General features: G+C 60.1%; 15 protein-coding genes. 4 read left to right on the top strand and 11 right to left on the bottom strand.

Annotation, left to right across the window (positions count from 1 at the left end; all coding sequences use genetic code 11):
* Nucleotides 1–22: 22 nt before the first annotated feature.
* The 11 genes from BM160_RS14825 to BM160_RS14775 form a co-directional block, all read right to left on the bottom strand.
* A complete protein-coding gene (locus BM160_RS14825; RefSeq protein ID WP_092006952.1) occupies nt 23–2,899 on the bottom strand; it encodes a 2-oxoglutarate dehydrogenase E1 component in 2,877 nt (958 codons plus the stop codon).
* 232 nt (nt 2,900–3,131) lie between these two features.
* On the bottom strand, nt 3,132–4,847 hold the full coding sequence (soxB, locus tag BM160_RS14820; protein ID WP_092006951.1) for a thiosulfohydrolase SoxB: 1,716 nt from the start codon (nt 4,845–4,847) through the stop codon (nt 3,132–3,134).
* A gap of 107 nt (nt 4,848–4,954) precedes the next feature.
* Complete coding sequence (gene soxX / locus BM160_RS14815) at nt 4,955–5,611, bottom strand: sulfur oxidation c-type cytochrome SoxX (RefSeq protein ID WP_092006950.1); 657 nt, start codon at nt 5,609–5,611, stop codon at nt 4,955–4,957.
* A gap of 21 nt (nt 5,612–5,632) precedes the next feature.
* Nucleotides 5,633–6,430 (bottom strand): sulfur oxidation c-type cytochrome SoxA, encoded by a 798-nt coding sequence (gene soxA / locus BM160_RS14810; RefSeq protein WP_092006949.1) that lies wholly within the window; start codon nt 6,428–6,430, stop codon nt 5,633–5,635.
* A 69-nt stretch (nt 6,431–6,499) separates the two neighbouring features.
* Complete coding sequence (gene soxZ / locus BM160_RS14805; protein ID WP_092006948.1) at nt 6,500–6,811, bottom strand: thiosulfate oxidation carrier complex protein SoxZ; 312 nt, start codon at nt 6,809–6,811, stop codon at nt 6,500–6,502.
* A gap of 46 nt (nt 6,812–6,857) precedes the next feature.
* Nucleotides 6,858–7,325, bottom strand: a complete 468-nt coding sequence (gene soxY / locus BM160_RS14800) for a thiosulfate oxidation carrier protein SoxY (protein ID WP_092006947.1) — start codon at nt 7,323–7,325, stop codon at nt 6,858–6,860.
* A gap of 137 nt (nt 7,326–7,462) precedes the next feature.
* Entirely contained in the window at nt 7,463–8,641 is a 1,179-nt protein-coding gene (locus BM160_RS14795; protein WP_092006946.1) for a c-type cytochrome, read from the bottom strand.
* On the bottom strand, nt 8,628–9,968 hold the full coding sequence (gene soxC, locus BM160_RS14790; protein ID WP_092006945.1) for a sulfite dehydrogenase: 1,341 nt from the start codon (nt 9,966–9,968) through the stop codon (nt 8,628–8,630). The genes BM160_RS14795 and soxC overlap by 14 nt, the downstream gene beginning before the upstream one ends.
* A gap of 17 nt (nt 9,969–9,985) precedes the next feature.
* Nucleotides 9,986–10,387: an ArsR/SmtB family transcription factor gene (locus BM160_RS14785; protein ID WP_092006944.1), complete on the bottom strand. Its 402-nt coding sequence runs from the start codon at nt 10,385–10,387 to the stop codon at nt 9,986–9,988.
* Nucleotides 10,388–10,577: 190 nt separating this feature from the next.
* Nucleotides 10,578–12,494, bottom strand: a complete 1,917-nt coding sequence (locus BM160_RS14780; RefSeq protein WP_092006943.1) for a propionate--CoA ligase — start codon at nt 12,492–12,494, stop codon at nt 10,578–10,580.
* 276 nt (nt 12,495–12,770) lie between these two features.
* Complete coding sequence (locus BM160_RS14775) at nt 12,771–14,066, bottom strand: MFS transporter (RefSeq protein WP_255368915.1); 1,296 nt, start codon at nt 14,064–14,066, stop codon at nt 12,771–12,773.
* Between the two features lie 186 nt (nt 14,067–14,252).
* Here BM160_RS14775 and cyoA point away from each other — a divergent pair, with 186 nt between their 5' ends.
* The 4 genes from cyoA (at nt 14,253) to cyoD (ending at nt 18,482) form a co-directional block, all read left to right on the top strand.
* A complete protein-coding gene (cyoA, locus tag BM160_RS14770; RefSeq protein ID WP_092006941.1) occupies nt 14,253–15,332 on the top strand; it encodes a ubiquinol oxidase subunit II in 1,080 nt (359 codons plus the stop codon).
* A gap of 75 nt (nt 15,333–15,407) precedes the next feature.
* Entirely contained in the window at nt 15,408–17,411 is a 2,004-nt protein-coding gene (gene cyoB / locus BM160_RS14765) for a cytochrome o ubiquinol oxidase subunit I (protein WP_092006940.1), read from the top strand.
* Nucleotides 17,404–18,066 (top strand): cytochrome o ubiquinol oxidase subunit III, encoded by a 663-nt coding sequence (gene cyoC, locus BM160_RS14760; protein WP_092006939.1) that lies wholly within the window; start codon nt 17,404–17,406, stop codon nt 18,064–18,066. Before cyoB ends, cyoC begins: the two co-directional genes overlap by 8 nt.
* Nucleotides 18,063–18,482, top strand: a complete 420-nt coding sequence (gene cyoD, locus BM160_RS14755) for a cytochrome o ubiquinol oxidase subunit IV (protein WP_092006938.1) — start codon at nt 18,063–18,065, stop codon at nt 18,480–18,482. The genes cyoC and cyoD overlap by 4 nt, the downstream gene beginning before the upstream one ends.
* The last annotated feature ends 20 nt before the right edge of the window (nt 18,483–18,502 follow it).

The following is an 18,502-nucleotide window of genomic DNA, read 5'->3' as shown; positions in this document are numbered from 1 at the left end:
GTTTTAAGGAGTTGCCGCGACCTTATTTGGTCAACACAAAACCCTTGAGCTTGGCAAACGCGCCATCCACCAGCGCTTTTTGCTGTTCCTGATGCAGGTGCGAGTAGCCAACAGCCGGCGAAGCCGATGCGGCGCGTCCCGAGTAGCCAAGCTTCTGGCCGTCGAGCATGTTCTCGTGGATGTAATGCTGCACAAAGAACCAGGCGCCCTGATTCTGCGGCTCGTCCTGGCACCACACGATGTCAGTGGCGTTCGGGTACTTCTTCAGCTCGGTGGCGAATGCCTTGTGCGGGAAGGGATAGAGCTGCTCGACGCGCAGGATCGCGGTATCGTCAATGCCCTTTTCTTCACGCTTTTTGACCAGGTCGTAATAAACCTTGCCCGAGCAGGCGATCACGCGCTTGACCTTGTCGGCTTTCAATTCCTTGTTTTCGGGAATCACGGTCTGGAAGGCGCCCTTGGTGAACTCGGACAGCGGCGAGGTCGCATCCTTGTTACGCAACAGCGACTTTGGCGTCATGATGATCAGCGGCTTGCGCAGATTGCGCACCATCTGGCGACGCAAAATGTGGAAGATCTGGCTGGCCGTGGTGGGCTGAACCACTTGCATATTGGTGTCGGCCGACAGCTGCATGAAGCGCTCCAGACGCGCCGAGCTGTGCTCGGGGCCCTGGCCTTCGTAGCCGTGCGGCAGCATCAGCGTGATGCCGTTGACGCGGCCCCACTTGACTTCGCCAGAAGCAATGAACTGGTCGATCACGACCTGCGCGCCATTGGCGAAGTCGCCAAACTGGGCTTCCCAGATCACCAGCGTGTTGGGATCGTTGGAGGCATAGCCATACTCAAACGCCAGCACGGCTTCTTCGGACAGGATGGAGTCGATGACCACAAACGGTGCCTGGTTCTCGGCCACGTTTTGCAGCGGCACATAGGTGCCGGTATCCCACTTCTCGCGGCTCTGGTCGTGAATCACCGAATGGCGGTGGGTAAAGGTGCCGCGTCCGCAGTCCTCGCCGGACAAGCGCACCGGGTAGCCGCTGGCCACCAGCGAGGCAAAAGCCATGTGCTCGCCCATGCCCCAGTCCACCGGAATGTCACCGCGACCCATGGCTGCACGGTCGTCGTAAACCTTTTTAACCAGGTTGTGCGGCGTGACGGTAGCGGGAATCGTCGTGATCTTTTCAGCCAGGCGCTTCCACTCGGCCATGGGGATGGCGGTATCGCCGGCATCGGTCCACTTCTTGCCCAGGTAAGGCGCCCAGTCCACGGCGTACTTGCTCTTGAAGTTGGTCAGTACCGGATCGAAGGTGCTCTTGCCGGCGTCCAGCGCGGCGCGCATGGCCTTGACCATGTCGTCACCGAGCGTCTCGCCCATGCCCTGCGCCGTCAGCTTGTCGGCATAGAGGCGGCGGGTGCCCGGGTGGGCCGCGATTTTCTTGTACATCAGCGGCTGGGTCAGAGCAGGCGTGTCCTGCTCGTTGTGGCCCAGCTTGCGGAAGCAGATGATGTCGACGACGACATCCTTCTGGAAGGCCATGCGGAATTCCAGTGCCAGCTGGGTCGCCAACACCACGGCTTCCGGATCATCGCCGTTGACGTGCAGCACAGGGGCTTCAATCATCTTGACCACGTCAGAGCAATACAGCGTGGAACGGCTGTCGCGCGGATCGCTGGTGGTAAAGCCGATCTGGTTGTTGATGACCAGGTGGACGGTACCGCCCGTGAAATAGCCACGGGCTTCGGCCAGCGCCAGCGTTTCCATGACCACGCCCTGGCCGGCAAAAGCGGCGTCGCCGTGCACCAGCACGGGCAGCACTTGCAGGCCTTTCGGGTCGGCGCGGCGATCCATGCGTGAGCGCACCGAACCTTCGACCACCGGGTTGACGATTTCCAGGTGCGAAGGATTGAAGGCCAGCGACAGATGGACCGGACCGCCAGGGGTCGTTACATCGGAGCTGAAACCCTGGTGGTATTTGACGTCGCCGCTGGGCAGATCTTCCGGGGCGGTATGGTCAAACTCGGCAAACAGATCAGCCGGCACCTTGCCCAGGGAGTTGACCAGCACGTTCAGGCGACCGCGGTGGGCCATGCCGATGACGATTTCCTGCACCCCGGCAATACCGCTTTGCTGGATCAGTTCGTCCATGCTGGCGATAAAGCTCTCGCCACCTTCCAGCGAGAAGCGCTTTTGCCCCACGTATTTGGTGTGCAAAAAGCGCTCCAGGCCTTCGGCCGCCGTCAGGCGATCCAGGATGTGAAGCTTCTTTTCCTTGCTCAAGTTGGGCTTGCTGCGAATCGCCTCCAACTTTTGCTGCCACCAGCGCTTCTGGTTCTGGTCGGTGGCGTACATGTATTCGGCGCCTATGGTGCCGCAATAGGTTTCACGCAGTGCGTTCATGAGCTCACGCAAGCTCATGGTGTCCTTGCCGAAGAAGGTGTTGCTGGTGTTGAACACCGTTTCCTGGTCGGCATCGGTGAAACCGTAGAAAGCCGGATCCAACTCGGGAATGTTGTCGCGTTCGGCGCGCTTCAGGGGGTCCAGATCGGCCCAGCGAACACCGACGTTGCGGTAAGCTGCTATCAGCTGCTGGACCGCCGTGCGTTTGCGACCGAGCTCGGAGTCGGCGCTGGCGACCACGACTTTGGTCTGGCCTTGCTTGGCGCGCTCGGCAAAGGCGTTGACGACCGGCAGATGCGGCACGTCTTTGGCATTGCTGCCGTCGCCGGCGGGCACATGTTGAAGGGCGTCGAAATACTCGCGCCAGGTGTCAGGCACGCTGCCTGGGTTGGCGAGGTAGTTTTCGTACATCTCTTCGACATAGGGCGCATTGCCGCCGAAGAGATAGGTGTTGCCTTGATAGGCAGAATAAACAGACGAAGCTGTTGGGTTAGAACTCATATCCGCTGACCTCCGTTTCCCTTGGGGAAACATAAGCTGGTTAAAGCTGGTTAATTAACCTTCCGCAACACGGCTGGACCGATTAGCGGATGCGACTGTGGCAGGAAGGGCCTTCAGAATCAGCCCAGATTGTGCCACCGAACAACCAGCTCCGTCAGACTGCAGACAAACCAAGCTGCAGAGAAAGTCAGATTTACATGAGTTACAAGTAGCTATCGCGCCTAAATCAGGGTCAAGCCAGGCCCGGATTCCCCGCCACACCGATCAACTCTGGTGTATTGGGCTTGACGGGCTTGATGACTTTTTTGGCCTTGAGATAGCTTTCCACCACATCCCAAACCGGGGGACCGGCATTTTTGCTGGCCTCTTGCACCGGCGCCCAGCCGGCCACCTTGTAGGTCTTGTCGGCCTCTATCAATTTACCGCCCAAGCGCATGTTCTGGATGCGGGAACCCATCTTGGCACCTGGCTCGCAGGTGTAAGTCAGGCCACCGACCCGGACCATGTCACCGCCCTGCTGATAGTAGGGATCGGGGTTAAAGAGGTTGTCGCCCACGTCTTCGAGAATGGTCTTGAGCGTGTCGCCACGCATCTCGGTCAGCGTGGTCCAGGGATAGGTGATGGCGGTCTGGTCCATCACATGCTCGCGGGTAATGGCCTGGCCGGGCAACAGCGAGGTGCCCCAGCGAAAGCCGGGTGAAAGCGAAATTTCCGCGCCACGCACTTCCATCAGGGCGTCCAGGATGACCTGGTCGAAGCTGCCATTGAAATTGCCGCGACGGTACAGCGTGCCCTCGGTCATTGCTAGCTTTTCCGACAGCTTGGCTTCGTAAGGCGCGCGTGCCGCGGTGATCAGTGCGCTCATGGCCTGATCGGCCGGCAGCAAGTTGGAGAACACCGGCAACAGGCGGTAATTAAAGCCCAGAACCTTTTTATCCTTGACGTTCAGATCGAGCACGCCCAGGAACTTGCCATTGCTGCCGGCGTTGGTCACTATGGTCTGGCCGCCGGCGTTCTTGACGATGACAGGCACCGGCACGCCGTCATGGGTGTGGCCGCCCAAAATGGCGTCAATGCCGGTCACGCGCGAGGCCAGCTTCAGGTCCACGTCCATGCCGTTATGGCTCAGCAATACCACGGCCTGCGCGCCCTTGGCACGGGCCTCATTGACGACTTCCTGCATTTCGCTTTCGCGGATGCCGAAGCTCCAGTTAGGCGTTTGCCAGGAGGGGTTGGCAATCGGCGTATAGGGAAAGGCCTGACCGACGATGGCCACCGCCACGCCATTCATTTCCTTGATGACATAGGGCTTGAACACCGGGTCGCCAAAGTCGTTGGTCTTGACGTTTTGGGCCACGAAGTCGATCTTGCCGGCGAAATCTTTCTCGACAATGGTCTTGATACGCTCTTCGCCATAGGTGAAGTCCCAGTGGCCGGTCATCACATCCACGCCCAGCAGCTTGCAGGCGTCGACCATGTCTTGGCCCTGAGTCCAGAGCGCGGTGGCACTGCCCTGCCAGGTGTCGCCACCGTCGAGCAGCAAAGCACCGGGGCGCCCGGCCTTGATCTGCTTGACCAGCGTGGCCAGGTGCGCAAAACCACCGACCTTGCCATACTGCTGTGCGGCGCGCTCGAAGTCAAGGTAAGTCAAGGCGTGCGCCTCGGGCGTGCCGGCCTTCAGGTTGGCGGCTCTCAGCAAATTCATGCCCACCAGATGCGGAACTTGGCCGCGCATGGTGCCCACGCCAAGATTGACGGAAGGCTCGCGAAAATGGATGGGCAAGAGCTGGGCGTGGCAGTCGGTCATGTGCAGCAAATGCACATTGCCGGTGCGCGGCAGGTTATACAGGCTGTCGGCCTGGGCCGCGCCGGCCTCGCGCTGAAGTGGGAAACCGGCGGCCAGGGCGGCGGCCATGACACTTGCAAACTCGCGACGGGACAGATTCATGGCGTTAGATATCCTGCCCGTTTCATCGGGCATGCGTTAAATTTACTATCAACTTAATAGCTGGCTGCGCCCGTGTTTATTGGGCTAACAGCCAAAAAGACCAGTAATTACTGGTTGACGGGCGATTTCGGATCCAGCAACAGCGCCATCACGTCCCGAATCTGCTGCTCGGTCAGGATGGCGGCATGGCCGAATCGCGGCATGCCGGAGCAGGCGTTATAAGCCTTGGCGTTCCAGAGCTTGCCCCAGGTGTATTCAACAATGGGCTTGCTCGCCTCGGCCGCCGGATCACTGACGCCGCGCAGCTTGCCGTAGTTGTACAGGCTGGGGCCAATGGAGCCAAAGGACAACTCGGCCTTGCTGATCTGATGGCAGTTGTAGCAGCTGCCGCCATTGGCTGCACCGGGCTTGTCGCTCCAGGTCATGCCACGGCCGTCTTGGGCGATTTTTTCGCCTTCGCTCCAGCTGCCAAGAAACTTGCCGTCCGAAGGCAGCTTGACGGTCTTCAGGTTGGCCGCTTCAATGCTTTTGGCCAGCTTTTCCTCCAGCGGCGCGCCGGCGGCGTCCGAGCAGGCCTGGTTGGAAGCATCCAGCGTTAGGCGGTCCAGCTTGGCAATGCCCTGCTCGCGAAACGAAGACTTCAAAACCTGCTGCGTGGCCGCATCCACCTGCTGGCTGCTGGGCGCCACGGCGCAACTGGCCAGCAAGGCGGCTACAGCCACGCCGGTGGCCAACAGGGCTGCTTTTTTATGTGCTTTATTCATCTCAATCCTTGGCTGCCGGGTTTAGCGTTTGAGCGCGGGTGCTATGGACTCGCCGCCCTTGCTGTTCACGCCCATGAAGACGCCCAGGGCGATGGTCGCATCAGATGCGTAGCCCGGGAAGGGGAAGCGCTGCTGCCGGTAGCAGTCGTTCAGGCGGCGCTGCATGCTCCACAGATCGCCGCTGGACACGCGGTAGGCCGGCCAGGCACCAAAGCCGGTGCTGGCACCGGGCTGCTTGGTCAGGTTGGGCAGGTCTTGCAGGCGAACGCGCTTGTTGTCTTCGCCGTGGCAGGAAGCGCAAGAGAAATCGTAAGGGCCGCCGCGCAGGTTAAACACCTTCTTGCCGACTTCATACATCAGCTTTTCCTGGCTGTGGGCCTGTGGCAGATTGAAGCTCATGCCACGCGACTCGCCGGAAATGTAGGCCACCAGCGATTCGATGTTCTTTTGCTCGCCCGCACCAAATGGGGTTTTCGCAATCTCGGCGGCGTTAAAGCCCTGCAATTGCTCCATGCAGGTCAACAGGCGCGATTCCAGGTCTTGCACGCGCTGGGTATCGGCAAAATAACGCGGCAACTCGACAAACGTCCCCTTGACCACGCCTGGGCCTTTGCCCAGATCGCATTTTTCCAGCGATGCTTTTTTAGGGCCGCGCGCCTGCTTCCACAGGCCCTCGCCCTTGGCTTCATAAAGTTCGGCAGGATTGCCATCGGCCAGCATGGCCCGGTACTCGGCAATGCCTTCGGCGGTGCTTTTTTGCGCTGCCGCTGAAAGAGGCAAGGCGGCCAACGCCGCCAACCCCAACAAGCTCCATTTCATCGCTGTCTCCTCAGTCATTGTTGTGTTACTCAGAGGGCGGCGGCCGGGGCCGCACGCCACTCACCGGATTCAGGAAATAACAGCTTCGTCGCTGCGTTTGTCGCCGCGATTATCGACCCAGCTCACCACGATTTTGTCGCCGGCCTTGCCACCCTTGAAGCTGAACTGCACGAAGGGGTTTTTCGACACGGCCGTGCCCCAGTGGGCGTTCATGACGGTGGCGCCATTGCAGGTGGCGTTGATATTCTGGATAAACCAGGCCGGAACAAGCTTGCCGGCGGCGTCTTTGCGCTGGCCGCTTTCCATTTCGTGACTCACCAGCACGCGCACGGTGGTTTTATCGCCTTGGGCTTGAGCCCGGATTCGCATTGGATCTGACATTTTTTCTCCTAACTTCGACTATGGGGTGTGGACCTGATGCGTGGGCTTAACCGCCGCAACCGCCCAAGGTGACCTTCACTTCCTTGACGGCATAGAAGAATTTGTCACCGACCTTGGCCAGGGCATACACATTGGACGACTGGCCCATCTTGATGTTGGTTGCCACGTTGGCATCGGTACCGGCTGGCACGTCAAACAGGGCAGCCAGTGCGTTCGGGTTTTTCTCGACCACCAGGGCGATCAGCGAGGTATTGGCCAGGCTGCTCTGGGCGCCCAGGCGCACCACATTGCCGTTCTCGGCGATTTCCGGAGCCTGCAGCACCAGATCTTTGCTTTCAACCGGTGCGCTGGTGGCGCCCAGGGCCTTGGCCACATCGGCCAGCGACTTGGCATCAAACGCTGCCTTGTTCCAGCCCGGCGCGGTTTGCGCGTGGGCAGGCGTCAAACCCGAGGCAGCTGCCAGTGCCAGCGCGGTGGCGCTAGAACTGCTGGCCAAAAATTCACGACGTTCCATGTGGGAGCTCCTTCTATATAACTTGAATGTCTTAAAACTTGAAGACGATTGGACACAAAAATACACGAGTCCGGGAGGGGATTTCTCCTAATCCGCAGTCACGCGAGCACGCTATTTTCAGCGTGCGTGGATACGGATTACTTGCTTGCCCCTTGCGCCAGCCATTCGGCCAATTGCGCCGACTCTGCCGGACTCAAGGCCTGGGCTGGCATGGGGATAGCTCCCCAGACGCCTTGTCCACCAGCCTTGATTTTGCCCGAGAGATAGGCCACCGCATCGGTCTGGCTCTTATATTTGTTGGCTATATCCTTGAAGGATGGACCGACCAGCTTGGTGTCCATGCCGTGGCAGGCCACGCAAGCGTTCTTTTGCAGCAGCGGCATCACCGCAGCGGCCTTTACAGGCTCGGACTTGCCCGCAGAAGCTTCTTTTTCAGGAGCAGCCTGCGCCCGTCCCGCCTGGGCTACAGCACTATTTGACTCATTTTTAGCGAGCAGCTTTGGATCGGTCTGTATGCCCCGGCTGGCTCCCACCAGACGCGACTGATCTGCCAGATTGCCATGCGCATTGCGGGCGTAGTCGGGCAAGAAACTCTTGATCACGACCTCGGTTTTGCAATTGCTCATGCAGGCCGAGCCCTGGACATCGGGCTTGCTGGTGCCGCCCAGTTCCTTGCCAGGCCACATGGCATGCGCCGTCGTCACACCATTGCGATTGGGCATGCGCGCCTGCACCTCGCGAATGTTCTGATCGGACAGCGTGAAGTCGGCCGGCAAGATGTTGCCCAGATTCAGGATGTAGGCGGTGACGGCATAGACCTCGTCGGCGCTCAAGCTTTTGGGCGCGGTCCAGGGCATGGCCCGGTTGATGTAGTCCCACAGCGTTGACACGGTGGAGACCTTCATCAGGCTGGTCCGATTCGGCTGGTTGGCCCCCGGCATCAGGCCTTCCACACGGCCATTCTTGATGTCCTGGGCCGTCACGCCACCGGCGATGGGCGTGAACACCTCGGACGATTCGGCAAAAGTGCCGTGGCAGGACGCGCATTGCGCCTCCCACAAGACCTCGCCCTGCTGCACCGAACCCTTGCCCTTGGGCAAGCCTTTGAAGTCGGGGCGGACATCGATGTCCCAGGCCTTGATTTCCGCTGGCGTGGCACTGCGACCGAGCCCGGCCAGCGCGGCGCGCGATGCGCTAGCGGGTTCGGCCAGCTTTTTCGCTGGTGTCGACTGCGCCTGGCTGGCGCTCGCACCCAGCAGCCACAGGCCGGCCAGCAGGGTGAGCTTGGGAAGAAACTGCGACTCAAACCTGGACATTTTTTACCTCGCCGTTCTCTTCCAGTGACCACGATTGAATCGCGTTGTTGTGATAAATACTGCGCGAAGCGCGCACCTTGCGCAGCTCGCCATAAGTGGGTTGAATCTGTCCGGTTTCATCGACAGCACGGCTCTGGAAAATGGCGGGTTTGCCATCCCAGACAAAGTCGGCATTGAAGCGGGTCAGGCATTTCGACAGCACCGGCCCTTCCAGCCTGGCCGGCTTCCAGTTACGGCCGCCGTCCGTGGACACATCCACGCGCTTGATCTTGCCGCGGCCGCTCCAGGCCAGGCCGGTGATGTTGTGAAAGCCTTTTTGCAGCAGCATCTGGCCGCCGCTGGGCGAGGTCACCACGCTCTTGACTTCCTGAATGCTGGTGTATTGGCGATGCAGGCCGTCGGGCATCAAATCCACATAGTGAATGGTTTCGTCCTTGGTGCCGTAAGGCATGTCGCCGACTTCGATGCGTCGCAAATACTTGACCCAGCTCACGCCCTGCACGCCCGGCACGATCAGGCGCAGCGGGTAGCCGTTTTCAGGTCGCAGCATTTCGCCGTTCTGGCCATAGGCCACCAGCACCTCACCGCTCATCACTTCGCTCATGGGAATGGTGCGCGTCATGCTGGAGCCGTCAGCGCCCTCGGCCAGAATGAATTTGGCGCGATTGAAATCCACGCCACAGAGTTCCAAAATGGCGCGCAAGGGCACGCCGGTGAACTCGCTGCAGCTCAGCATGCCATGGGTGTACTGCACCGTGGGCACGGCGGAGTTGCCCCACTCCATGCCGGTGTTGGCGCCGCATTCGATGAAATGCATGCGACTGACATTGGGCATGCGCATCAACTCGTCCATGCCGAAGACCATGGGGCGCTTGAGCATGGTCTCGTCCGAGCCCGTGAGCATCAGGCGGTGTTTGCTCGGGTCTATGTCCCACCAGCCCTGGTGATGGCGCTCAAAGTGCAGGCCACTGGGCGTGATGATGCCAAACAGCCCTTGCAGCGGGCAAAAGCTCACGCTGCCCTGGCTGACACGCGTCAGGCCCGGGCTTTCGCGGCGCTGCAGGTTTTTTTCAAATTCGCTGGGCACGCCATAAGGCCTGGCCGCCACCGGCTGGCCCAGTCCCTTGCTGTGCGCGGGAAGGTTCAGGATGTTCGGGTCGCCAGCCGCCTCCTGGGCGCTGGCCTGCCCCACTGCCACGGCACTGGCACCGGCCGCTGCAGCGGCGAAGGCCTGGGCCAGAAAGCCGCGGCGGCCGCCATGCACTTCCTTTATCTGCTCGCGCGAGAGAAAGTTCTCGGGCGCACGTTGTATGAATCGACTCAACATATAGGCGTTTTCTCCGTTCAGGCGTCTTGAGCACCAGATAAAGGGGATGGTGGGGATTGGGGTGACAAACGCTGCTCAGTACTTACAGCGTCCGGCTCATCGAGTTCAATCGCAATCTGGGTGCAAACCGTGCGGCACAGGGCCACAGCTTTTTCACTTTGCACGCGGTAAATCACTTGCGTGCCTTCCTTGCGCTTGGCCAGCACACCGGTGCGATAAAGCACCGCCAGATGCTGCGAGAGATTGGGTTGGGTGGTATCGATTTCCGCCAGCAGCTCGCTGACGGATTTTTCGCGATCGCACAAGGCGCTCAGCACGCGCAGCCGCATGGGCGTGGACAGCACGGCAAACAACTCAGCGGCCAACTCAAAAACACGCCCTCTTTCGGCCTGGCCGCTGGCTTGAATCATTTGATCCATAAGACTTCACGTATATAAGCAATAACTGATATTGTGAACGAAAAAACAGTCATTTAGCCTCCGTGAATACCCTTTAGCGAGGAAAAAAGCACAAGGCGATGCGCTGGCAACCACCAAGCCGGCTGATCATTTGGCGGGGGATTGATGCCCCCGCCGCACAAGCTGCCTGGCCAAGCCGGCCAATCAAGGCCTACATCCGCTCCCGGATTTGCTGCAGCACGGCCGGATCCTCCATGCTCGTCAGGTCGCCCGTATCGCGATCTTCACACACCGCCTGAATCGCGCGGCGCAGCAGCTTGCCGCTGCGCGTCTTGGGCAAGGCGCTGACAAAGCGCACGCGGGCCGGCCGCGCCAAGGCACCCAAGTCGCCGTCCACGCGCTTCATGATTTCGCCTTCCAGCTTGAGCGATGCAGCCTCGTCCGCCATCAGGCTCGCATCCTTGAGCACGACAAAGGCCATGGCAACCTGGCCTTTCAGCGCGTCGGCCACACCGACCACGGCCACCTCGGCGACTTGGGCGTGGCCTGAAATGCTTTCCTCGATCTCGCGTGTGCCGAGGCGGTGGCCGGCCACATTGATCACGTCATCGGTGCGCCCCAGGATGAAGTAATAGCCATCCGCATCGCGTATGCCCCAGTCGAAGGTGTTGTAAACCGTCTTGCCCGCAATACTCTTCCAATAGGTGTTGATGAAGCGCGCATCATCCTGCCAGACGGTCTGCATAAAGCCGGGCGGCGTCGGGCTCTCGATCACCAGCACGCCTTTTTCACCGGGCTGGGTCAGCTCTTCGCCGCTGGTTTCATGCATCAGCTTGACCTTGTAGCCATACATGGGAACGCCCGGGCTGCCGAATTTGCTGGGCTTTTTCTCCACGCCGTTGGCGATGGTCAAAATCGGCCAGCCGCTTTCGGTTTGCCAGTAGTTGTCGATGATGGGCACCTTCAGGCCCTCACTGATCCAGCGTGCCGTCGGCTCATCCAACGGCTCGCCCGCCAGAAACAGCGCACGCAAGCTGGACAGATCGTATTTCGTCAGCAGCGCCGGATCCTGCTTTTTCAACACCCGTACCGCCGTCGGGGCGCTGAACATCACCGTCACCCGGTACTTCTCCACCAGTTGCCACCAGATGCCGCCGTTGGGCTTACCGTCCATACCTTGCGTCGGCAAGCCTTCGTACATGATGCTGGACATGCCGGCAATCAGCGGGCCATAGACGATATAGCTGTGGCCTACCACCCAGCCGATGTCGCTGGTTGAAAAGAAGGTTTCGCCGGCGCGGCCGTCGAAGATATGTTTCAGGCTGGCCGCCAGTGCGACGGCGTAGCCGCCGGTATCGCGTTGCACGCCCTTGGGCTTGCCGGTGGTGCCGCTGGTGTAAATGGTGTAGCTCACGGCGGCGGCGTCCAGCCATGCGCAGGCCACCTGGGCGTCAAGATGCTGCTCGCGCAAGTCGCTCCAGAGATGGTCGCGCCCGGCCACCAGCGCCATGGGGGCCAACCCGCGATCGGCCAGCAGCAAGGCCTGGGGCTTGTGGCTGGACAAACGGATCGCCTCGTCCAGCAGCGGCTTGTAGGCCAGCGCCTTGCCGCCGCGCGAACCGCCATCGGCGCTGACAATGACCTTGGGCGTGGCGTCTTCAATGCGCGATGCCAGCGAGCCGCTGGCGAAACCACCAAACACCACGCAGTGAATCGCGCCCAGGCGGGCGCAGGCCAGCATGGCGAAAGCGGCCTCGGCCATCATGGGCATGTAAATCAGCACGCGATCGCCCTGCTGCACACCCAGCGCCTGCAGACTGGCCGCCATGCGCTGCACCTCCTGGTGCAAGGCCTTGAAGCTATAGATTTTTTCCTGGCCAGTTTCGCTGGACACGCAGATCAGCGCGGCCTGCTCGGCCCGCGCCGCCAGATGCCGGTCCACCGCGTTGTGGCACAAATTGGTTTTCCCGCCTTCAAACCATCGCACAAAGGGCGGATTGTCGTCGTTGCAAACACGACTAAAGGGCTGGTGCCAGTCAATCAACTGGGCCTGTTCGGCCCAGAAGGCATCGGGTTGCTCTACGGATTGACGGTAAAAATCTGAATAATTTGTGAGCGTGTTCTGCATTGGATGTCTCCGGCTTTGTATGGACGGTGCTTGCACAGGTGGGGCAAGCATGAAACTGAATTTATAATTATTGATAACAGGCTTGCGTGACGCTGACGCGGAACCGTGAGCATTGAATTGCTATCGTATCAATAGCAATCATTGGCTATCGTTATTGGGCTGAAGGCATTTTTGACACCAGACAAGGCGCAACGCCCTGTCTGGCGGGCGACCAGACTATGCACCCCTGCCCCGGGATAGACTCAAGCGTTTGCCAGCCTCAGCCAAGCCGGCACGTCAACCACGGCTTTCCAGAACCCGATTGATGCGCAGCGCGACCAGCGTGCAAAGGGCCCCGGAAAGCAAATACACGCTGACGGCGGCGAGCCCGAAATGCACCGACAGACCCAGCGCCACCAGCGGCGCAAAGGCCGCACCAATCAGCCAGGCCAGGTCTGACGTGAAGGCTGCGCCGGTGTAGCGGTGGCGGGCCGAGAAATTGGAGGTCACCGCACCTGCGGCCTGGCCATATGACAGACCCAGCAAGGCAAAGCCAAGCAGGATGAAGACATCCTGTCCAATCGGACCGCCATCTATGAGCATCGGTGAAAACACGCTGAAGATGGCGATCAGGCCAGCCAGAATGCCCAAGGTATTGCGGCGACCTATGCGGTCGGCAATCAAACCCGAAGCGATGATGCCCAGGATGGCGATGCCGGCGCCGACGATCTGCACCGACAGCACGTCGTTGACCGGCTGGCTGGCATGCAAAGAGATCCAGGACAGCGGAAACACCGTCACCAAGTGAAATAGCGCATAGCTGGCCAAGGCGGCAAAGGCGCCAATAAAGAGGTTGCTGCCGCGGGCCCGGAACATTTCCCTGAACGAGCTCGGTTCGAGTTCATGCTTTTGCAGCAGATGCTCATACTCGTCCGTCACCACGATGCGCAGACGCGCGAACAGGGCCACGACATTGATCGCAAAGGCCACATAAAACGGATAACGCCAGCCCCAATCCAGGAAATCGGCGCTGGACAGCTCGGAATGCAGGTACAAAAACAAGCCGCTGGCCACAATAAAGCCTATGGGTGCGCCCAGCTGCGGAATCATGGCATACCAGCCACGGCGCCCGGCCGGCGCGCTCAGCGCCAGCAGTGACGGCAAGCCGTCCCAGGCGCCGCCCAAGGCGATGCCCTGGCAGAAACGAAACAGTGACAGCAGCACGATGGAAGCCACACCCAAGGTGGCATAACCCGGCAAAAAGGCCATGCCTGCGGTGGCGGTGCCGAGCAGAAACAGCGAAGCCGTGAGTTTGACGCCCCGCCCCCAGCGCTGCTGCACGCTCATGAACAGCGCCGTGCCCAGTGGCCGGGCGATGAAGGCAAAGGAAAAAATGACAAACGAATACAGCAAACCCTCAAGCCGGTCGGCAAAGGGAAAGAACACGGAAGGGAACACCAGCGCCGAGGCGATGCCGTAGACAAAAAAGTCGAAATACTCGGACGCCCGGCCAATGATCACACCGACGGCGATCTCGCTCGGGGCAACCCCGGCCGAATCATCGGCATGTCGATGCGCCGGCTCGTCTTGCATGAAAGTATCTGGATGGCTCGAACCAAGGCTTGACATGTGACCCCCTACACAAGTTGACAACATGGGAACAGACTAATTAGCCCCATAAGAAACATCATGCCATAGGACAAAATGTCCAATTGCATTGATGTGGCTCAAAGGGTAGATTCACGCTTTACCTTATTGACAACGGTTCGAGCTTTCGTCATGCCCTATCTAAAAAAACTTCTCGGCCTGCTTTTCTTCCCTGTCCTTGCCATGTTGGGCGGTTGCGACTGGGTGTTGATGCGCCCCTCCGGCGACATCGCCATGCAGCAACGTGACCTCATCCTCACCTCCACGGTGCTGATGCTGCTGGTCATTGTTCCCGTCATTGTGCTGACCTTTGTGTTTGCCTGGCGTTATCGCAAATCCAATAACCGCAGCGACTACGACCCCGAGTGGCACCACTCCACGCAGCTTGAGCTGGTGATCTGGGCGGTGCCCCTGGTGATCATCATCATTTTGGGCGCGATCACCTGGATCAGCACCCACAAGCTGGACCCTTACCGGCCGCTGGAACGCATTGACGCACAACGCACCATGCCCGCGGGCACCAAGCCCCTGGTCGTGGAAGTGGTTGCGCTGGACTGGAAATGGCTCTTCATCTACCCCGAGCAAGGCATTGCGATGGTCAATGAGATGGCGGCACCAGTCGATCGTCCTATCCAGTTCAAGATCACCGCCTCCTCGGTCATGAACTCCTTCTTCATTCCGGCCATGGCAGGTCAAATTTATGCCATGCCCGGCATGCAAACCCAGCTGCACGCCATCATCAACAAGCCCGGCGAATTTGAAGGTCTGTCGGCCAACTACAGCGGCGCGGGCTTTTCCGGCATGCGCTTCAAGTTCCATGGCCTGAACGATGGCGACTTTGAGCAATGGGTCAAAAAGGTCAAGTCCAGCAGCCGATCGCTGAGCCGCGACACCTATTTGCAGCTCGAAAAACCCAGCGAGCGCAACCCGGTTCAGCACTACGCCAAGGTGGCGCCCGACCTCTACGAGGCCATCCTGAACCGCTGCGTCGAAAACAACAAGATGTGCATGCACGACATGATGGCGATTGACGCCAGCGGCGGCCTGGGCAAGCCGGGCACCATCAACATCGCCTCCCTGGACGAAGCCACCCGCGCTCGCCTGGGACTGAACGACCAGCCCACGCGCAACTACGTGGGCGCGATGTGCAGCCCCGGCAACCCGCTGGGATTGCAGCTACCCGTCACCGAACCCGCCACCAGTCCCATCTAACAGGCCAGCTCACCCAGCCCCCCCTTTGCCGGGCCTTACCTCCCATGCCACTCACCTCCTCCTTACGGACCCACGATGTTCGACCAACTTGATTTAACGAAGCTCATCTTCGGCCGCCTCTCCTGGGAAGCGATTCCGCTCCATGAACCCATTTTGCTGGTGACCTTTGCTGCCGTCATGCTGGGCGGGCTGGCCATCCTGGCGGCCCTGACCAAATTCCGCCTGTGGGGGCCCTTGTGGCGTGACTGGCTGACCAGCATCGACCATAAGAAGATCGGCATCATGTACGTGATACTGGGCCTGGTGATGCTGCTGCGCGGCTTCTCTGATGCGCTGATGATGCGGCTGCAGCAGGCGATTGCCTTCGGCGACAACCTGGGCGTTTTGCCGCCGCACCACTACGACCAGATCTTTACCGCGCACGGCGTGATCATGATCTTCTTCGTGGCGATGCCGCTGGTCACTGGCCTGATGAACTACGTGGTGCCGCTGCAAATCGGCGCGCGCGACGTGGCCTTCCCCTTTCTTAACAACTTCAGCTTCTGGATGACCGCCAGCGGCGCCATCCTGGTGATGGCTTCACTGTTCGTGGGCGAGTTTGCCAAGACCGGCTGGCTGGCCTACCCGCCGCTGTCGGGCATCATCAACAGTCCGGACGTGGGGGTGGACTACTACATCTGGTCACTACAGCTGGCGGGGGTCGGAACGCTTTTATCAGGCATCAACCTGCTGGCCACCATCATCAAGATGCGCGCACCCGGCATGACCCTGATGAAGATGCCGGTGTTCACCTGGACCGCCCTGTGCACCAACATCCTGATCGTCGCCGCCTTCCCGGTGCTGACCGCCGTGCTGGGCCTGCTGGGCCTGGACCGCTACGCCGGCACCAACTTCTTCACGACCGAATTCGGCGGCAACGCCATGATGTACGTGAACCTGATCTGGATCTGGGGCCACCCCGAGGTCTACATCCTGATCCTGCCGCTGTTCGGTGTCTTCTCTGAAGTCGTCGCCACCTACAGCCGCAAGCGCCTGTTCGGTTACTCGTCTATGGTGTACGCCACCTTCGCCATCACCATCTTGTCCTACCTGGTGTGGCTGCACCACTTCTTCACCATGGGTTCGGGCGCCAGCGTCAACTCCTTCTTCGGCATCACGACCATGATCATCTCCATCCCGACCGGGGCGAAGATCTTCAATTGGTTGTTCACCATGTACCGCGGCCGCATCACCTTTGAGGTGCCCATGATGTGGACGATTGGCTTCATGGTGACCTTCGCCATAGGCGGCATGACCGGCGTGCTGCTGGCCGTGCCACCGGCAGACTTCGTGCTGCACAACAGCCTGTTCCTGATTGCCCACTTCCACAACGTGATCATCGGCGGCGTGCTGTTTGGCCTGTTCGCCGGCATCACCTACTGGTTCCCCAAAGCCTTTGGCTACAAGCTCGATCCGTTCTGGGGCAAGTGCTCGTTCTGGTTCTGGCTGGTCGGCTTCTACCTGGCCTTCATGCCGCTCTACGTACTGGGTTTCATGGGCGTGACGCGCCGCATGAGCCACTTTGAAGACCCATCCCTGCAAATCTGGTTCCAGATCGCGGCCTTTGGCGCCGTGCTGATCGCGCTGGGCATTGCCTCCATGATCATCCAGTTCATCGTCAGCTACCTCCGCCGTGACTCGCTGCGCGACAACACCGGCGACCCCTGGGATGGTCGCACGCTGGAGTGGTCGACCTCGTCGCCGCCGCCGGCCTACAACTTCGCCTTCACCCCCGTTGTGCACGAGATCGATGCCTGGTGGGACATGAAGAAACACGGCTATGTGCGCCCGGTGGATGGTTTCATCCCCGTGCACATGCCCAAGAACACCGCTGCCGGCGTCATCATTGCCGCCATCTGCACGGTCTGCGGCTTTGCCCTGATCTGGCAGATGTGGTTGCTGGCCGTGCTGTCTTTCGTCGCCATCGTGGGCGCCGCCATCTACCACTCGTTCAACTACAAGCGCGATTACTACATCCCTGCGGAAGAAATCATCCATACCGAAAACGAACGCACACGTTTGCTGGCCAGCCATGCTTAATACCACCGTCCCCTTGACCACCCCTTCGGCCGACGCTGCAGCGCTGCAGAGCCCAGGCGCGCTCAGCGAGCGCTTCTTCCTGCGGCGCGAGCACCATCCGGCCAACGGCACCCTGCTCGGCTTCTGGCTCTACCTGATGAGCGACTGCCTCATCTTTGCCTGCCTGTTCGCCTGCTATGCGGTGCTGGGCCGAAGCTATGCGGCCGGCCCTTCGGGCGCCGACCTGTTCGATCTGCCGCTGGTGGCCCTGAACACCTCGCTACTGCTGCTGTCCTCCATCACCTATGGTTTTGCCATGTTGGAGATGCAGAAGAAAAAGCTCAATGCCGTACTCGTCTGGCTGGGCATCACCGGCCTACTGGGCGCAGGCTTTCTGGGCCTGGAAATGTATGAATTTATGCACTTCATCCACGAGGGCGCGGGACCGCAACGCAGCGCTTTCTTGTCGTCCTTCTTCGCACTGGTCGGCACCCACGGCCTGCACGTTTTCTTCGGCATCATCTGGCTGATCACCCTGATGTTTCAGGTCAAGCGCCACGGCCTGGGCGCCGAGAACCGCCGACGCCTGATGTGCTTGTCCATGTTCTGGCACTTTCTGGACGTGGTCTGGATTGGTGTCTTCACCTTTGTTTATCTGATGGGAGCCCTGCCATGAGCGCGCATACCGACCACGACCATGACAGCGCACAGCATGCGCACGACCACCACGATGACGACCACGGGCACGATGACAGCGGCGCCAGCCACAGCACCCTGAGCGGCTATGTGACGGGCTTCATCCTCGCCGTGTTCCTGACCGCCGTTCCCTTCTGGCTGGTGATGGGCAAAGTCTTCGAAAGCAACAGCACCACTGCCCTGGTGCTGATGGCCTTCGCTGCAGTGCAAATCGTCGTGCACATGATTTACTTCCTGCACATGAACACGCGTTCCGAGGGCGGCTGGTCCTTCATGGCCCTGATGTTCACCTTGCTGATCGTCGGCATTGCCTTGGCCGGTTCCCTGTGGGTCATGTACCACATGAACGCCAACATGATGCCGATGTCGATTCACGACATGAAAAACATGCCTTGAGCCGGCGCAAGACTTGATTG

The sequence above is a fragment of the Polaromonas sp. OV174 genome (assembly GCF_900112285.1).
GTDB lineage: Bacteria > Pseudomonadota > Gammaproteobacteria > Burkholderiales > Burkholderiaceae_C > Polaromonas.
Note: the sequence above shows the minus strand (reverse complement) of the source record. Positions and strands in the feature narration are given on the sequence as shown.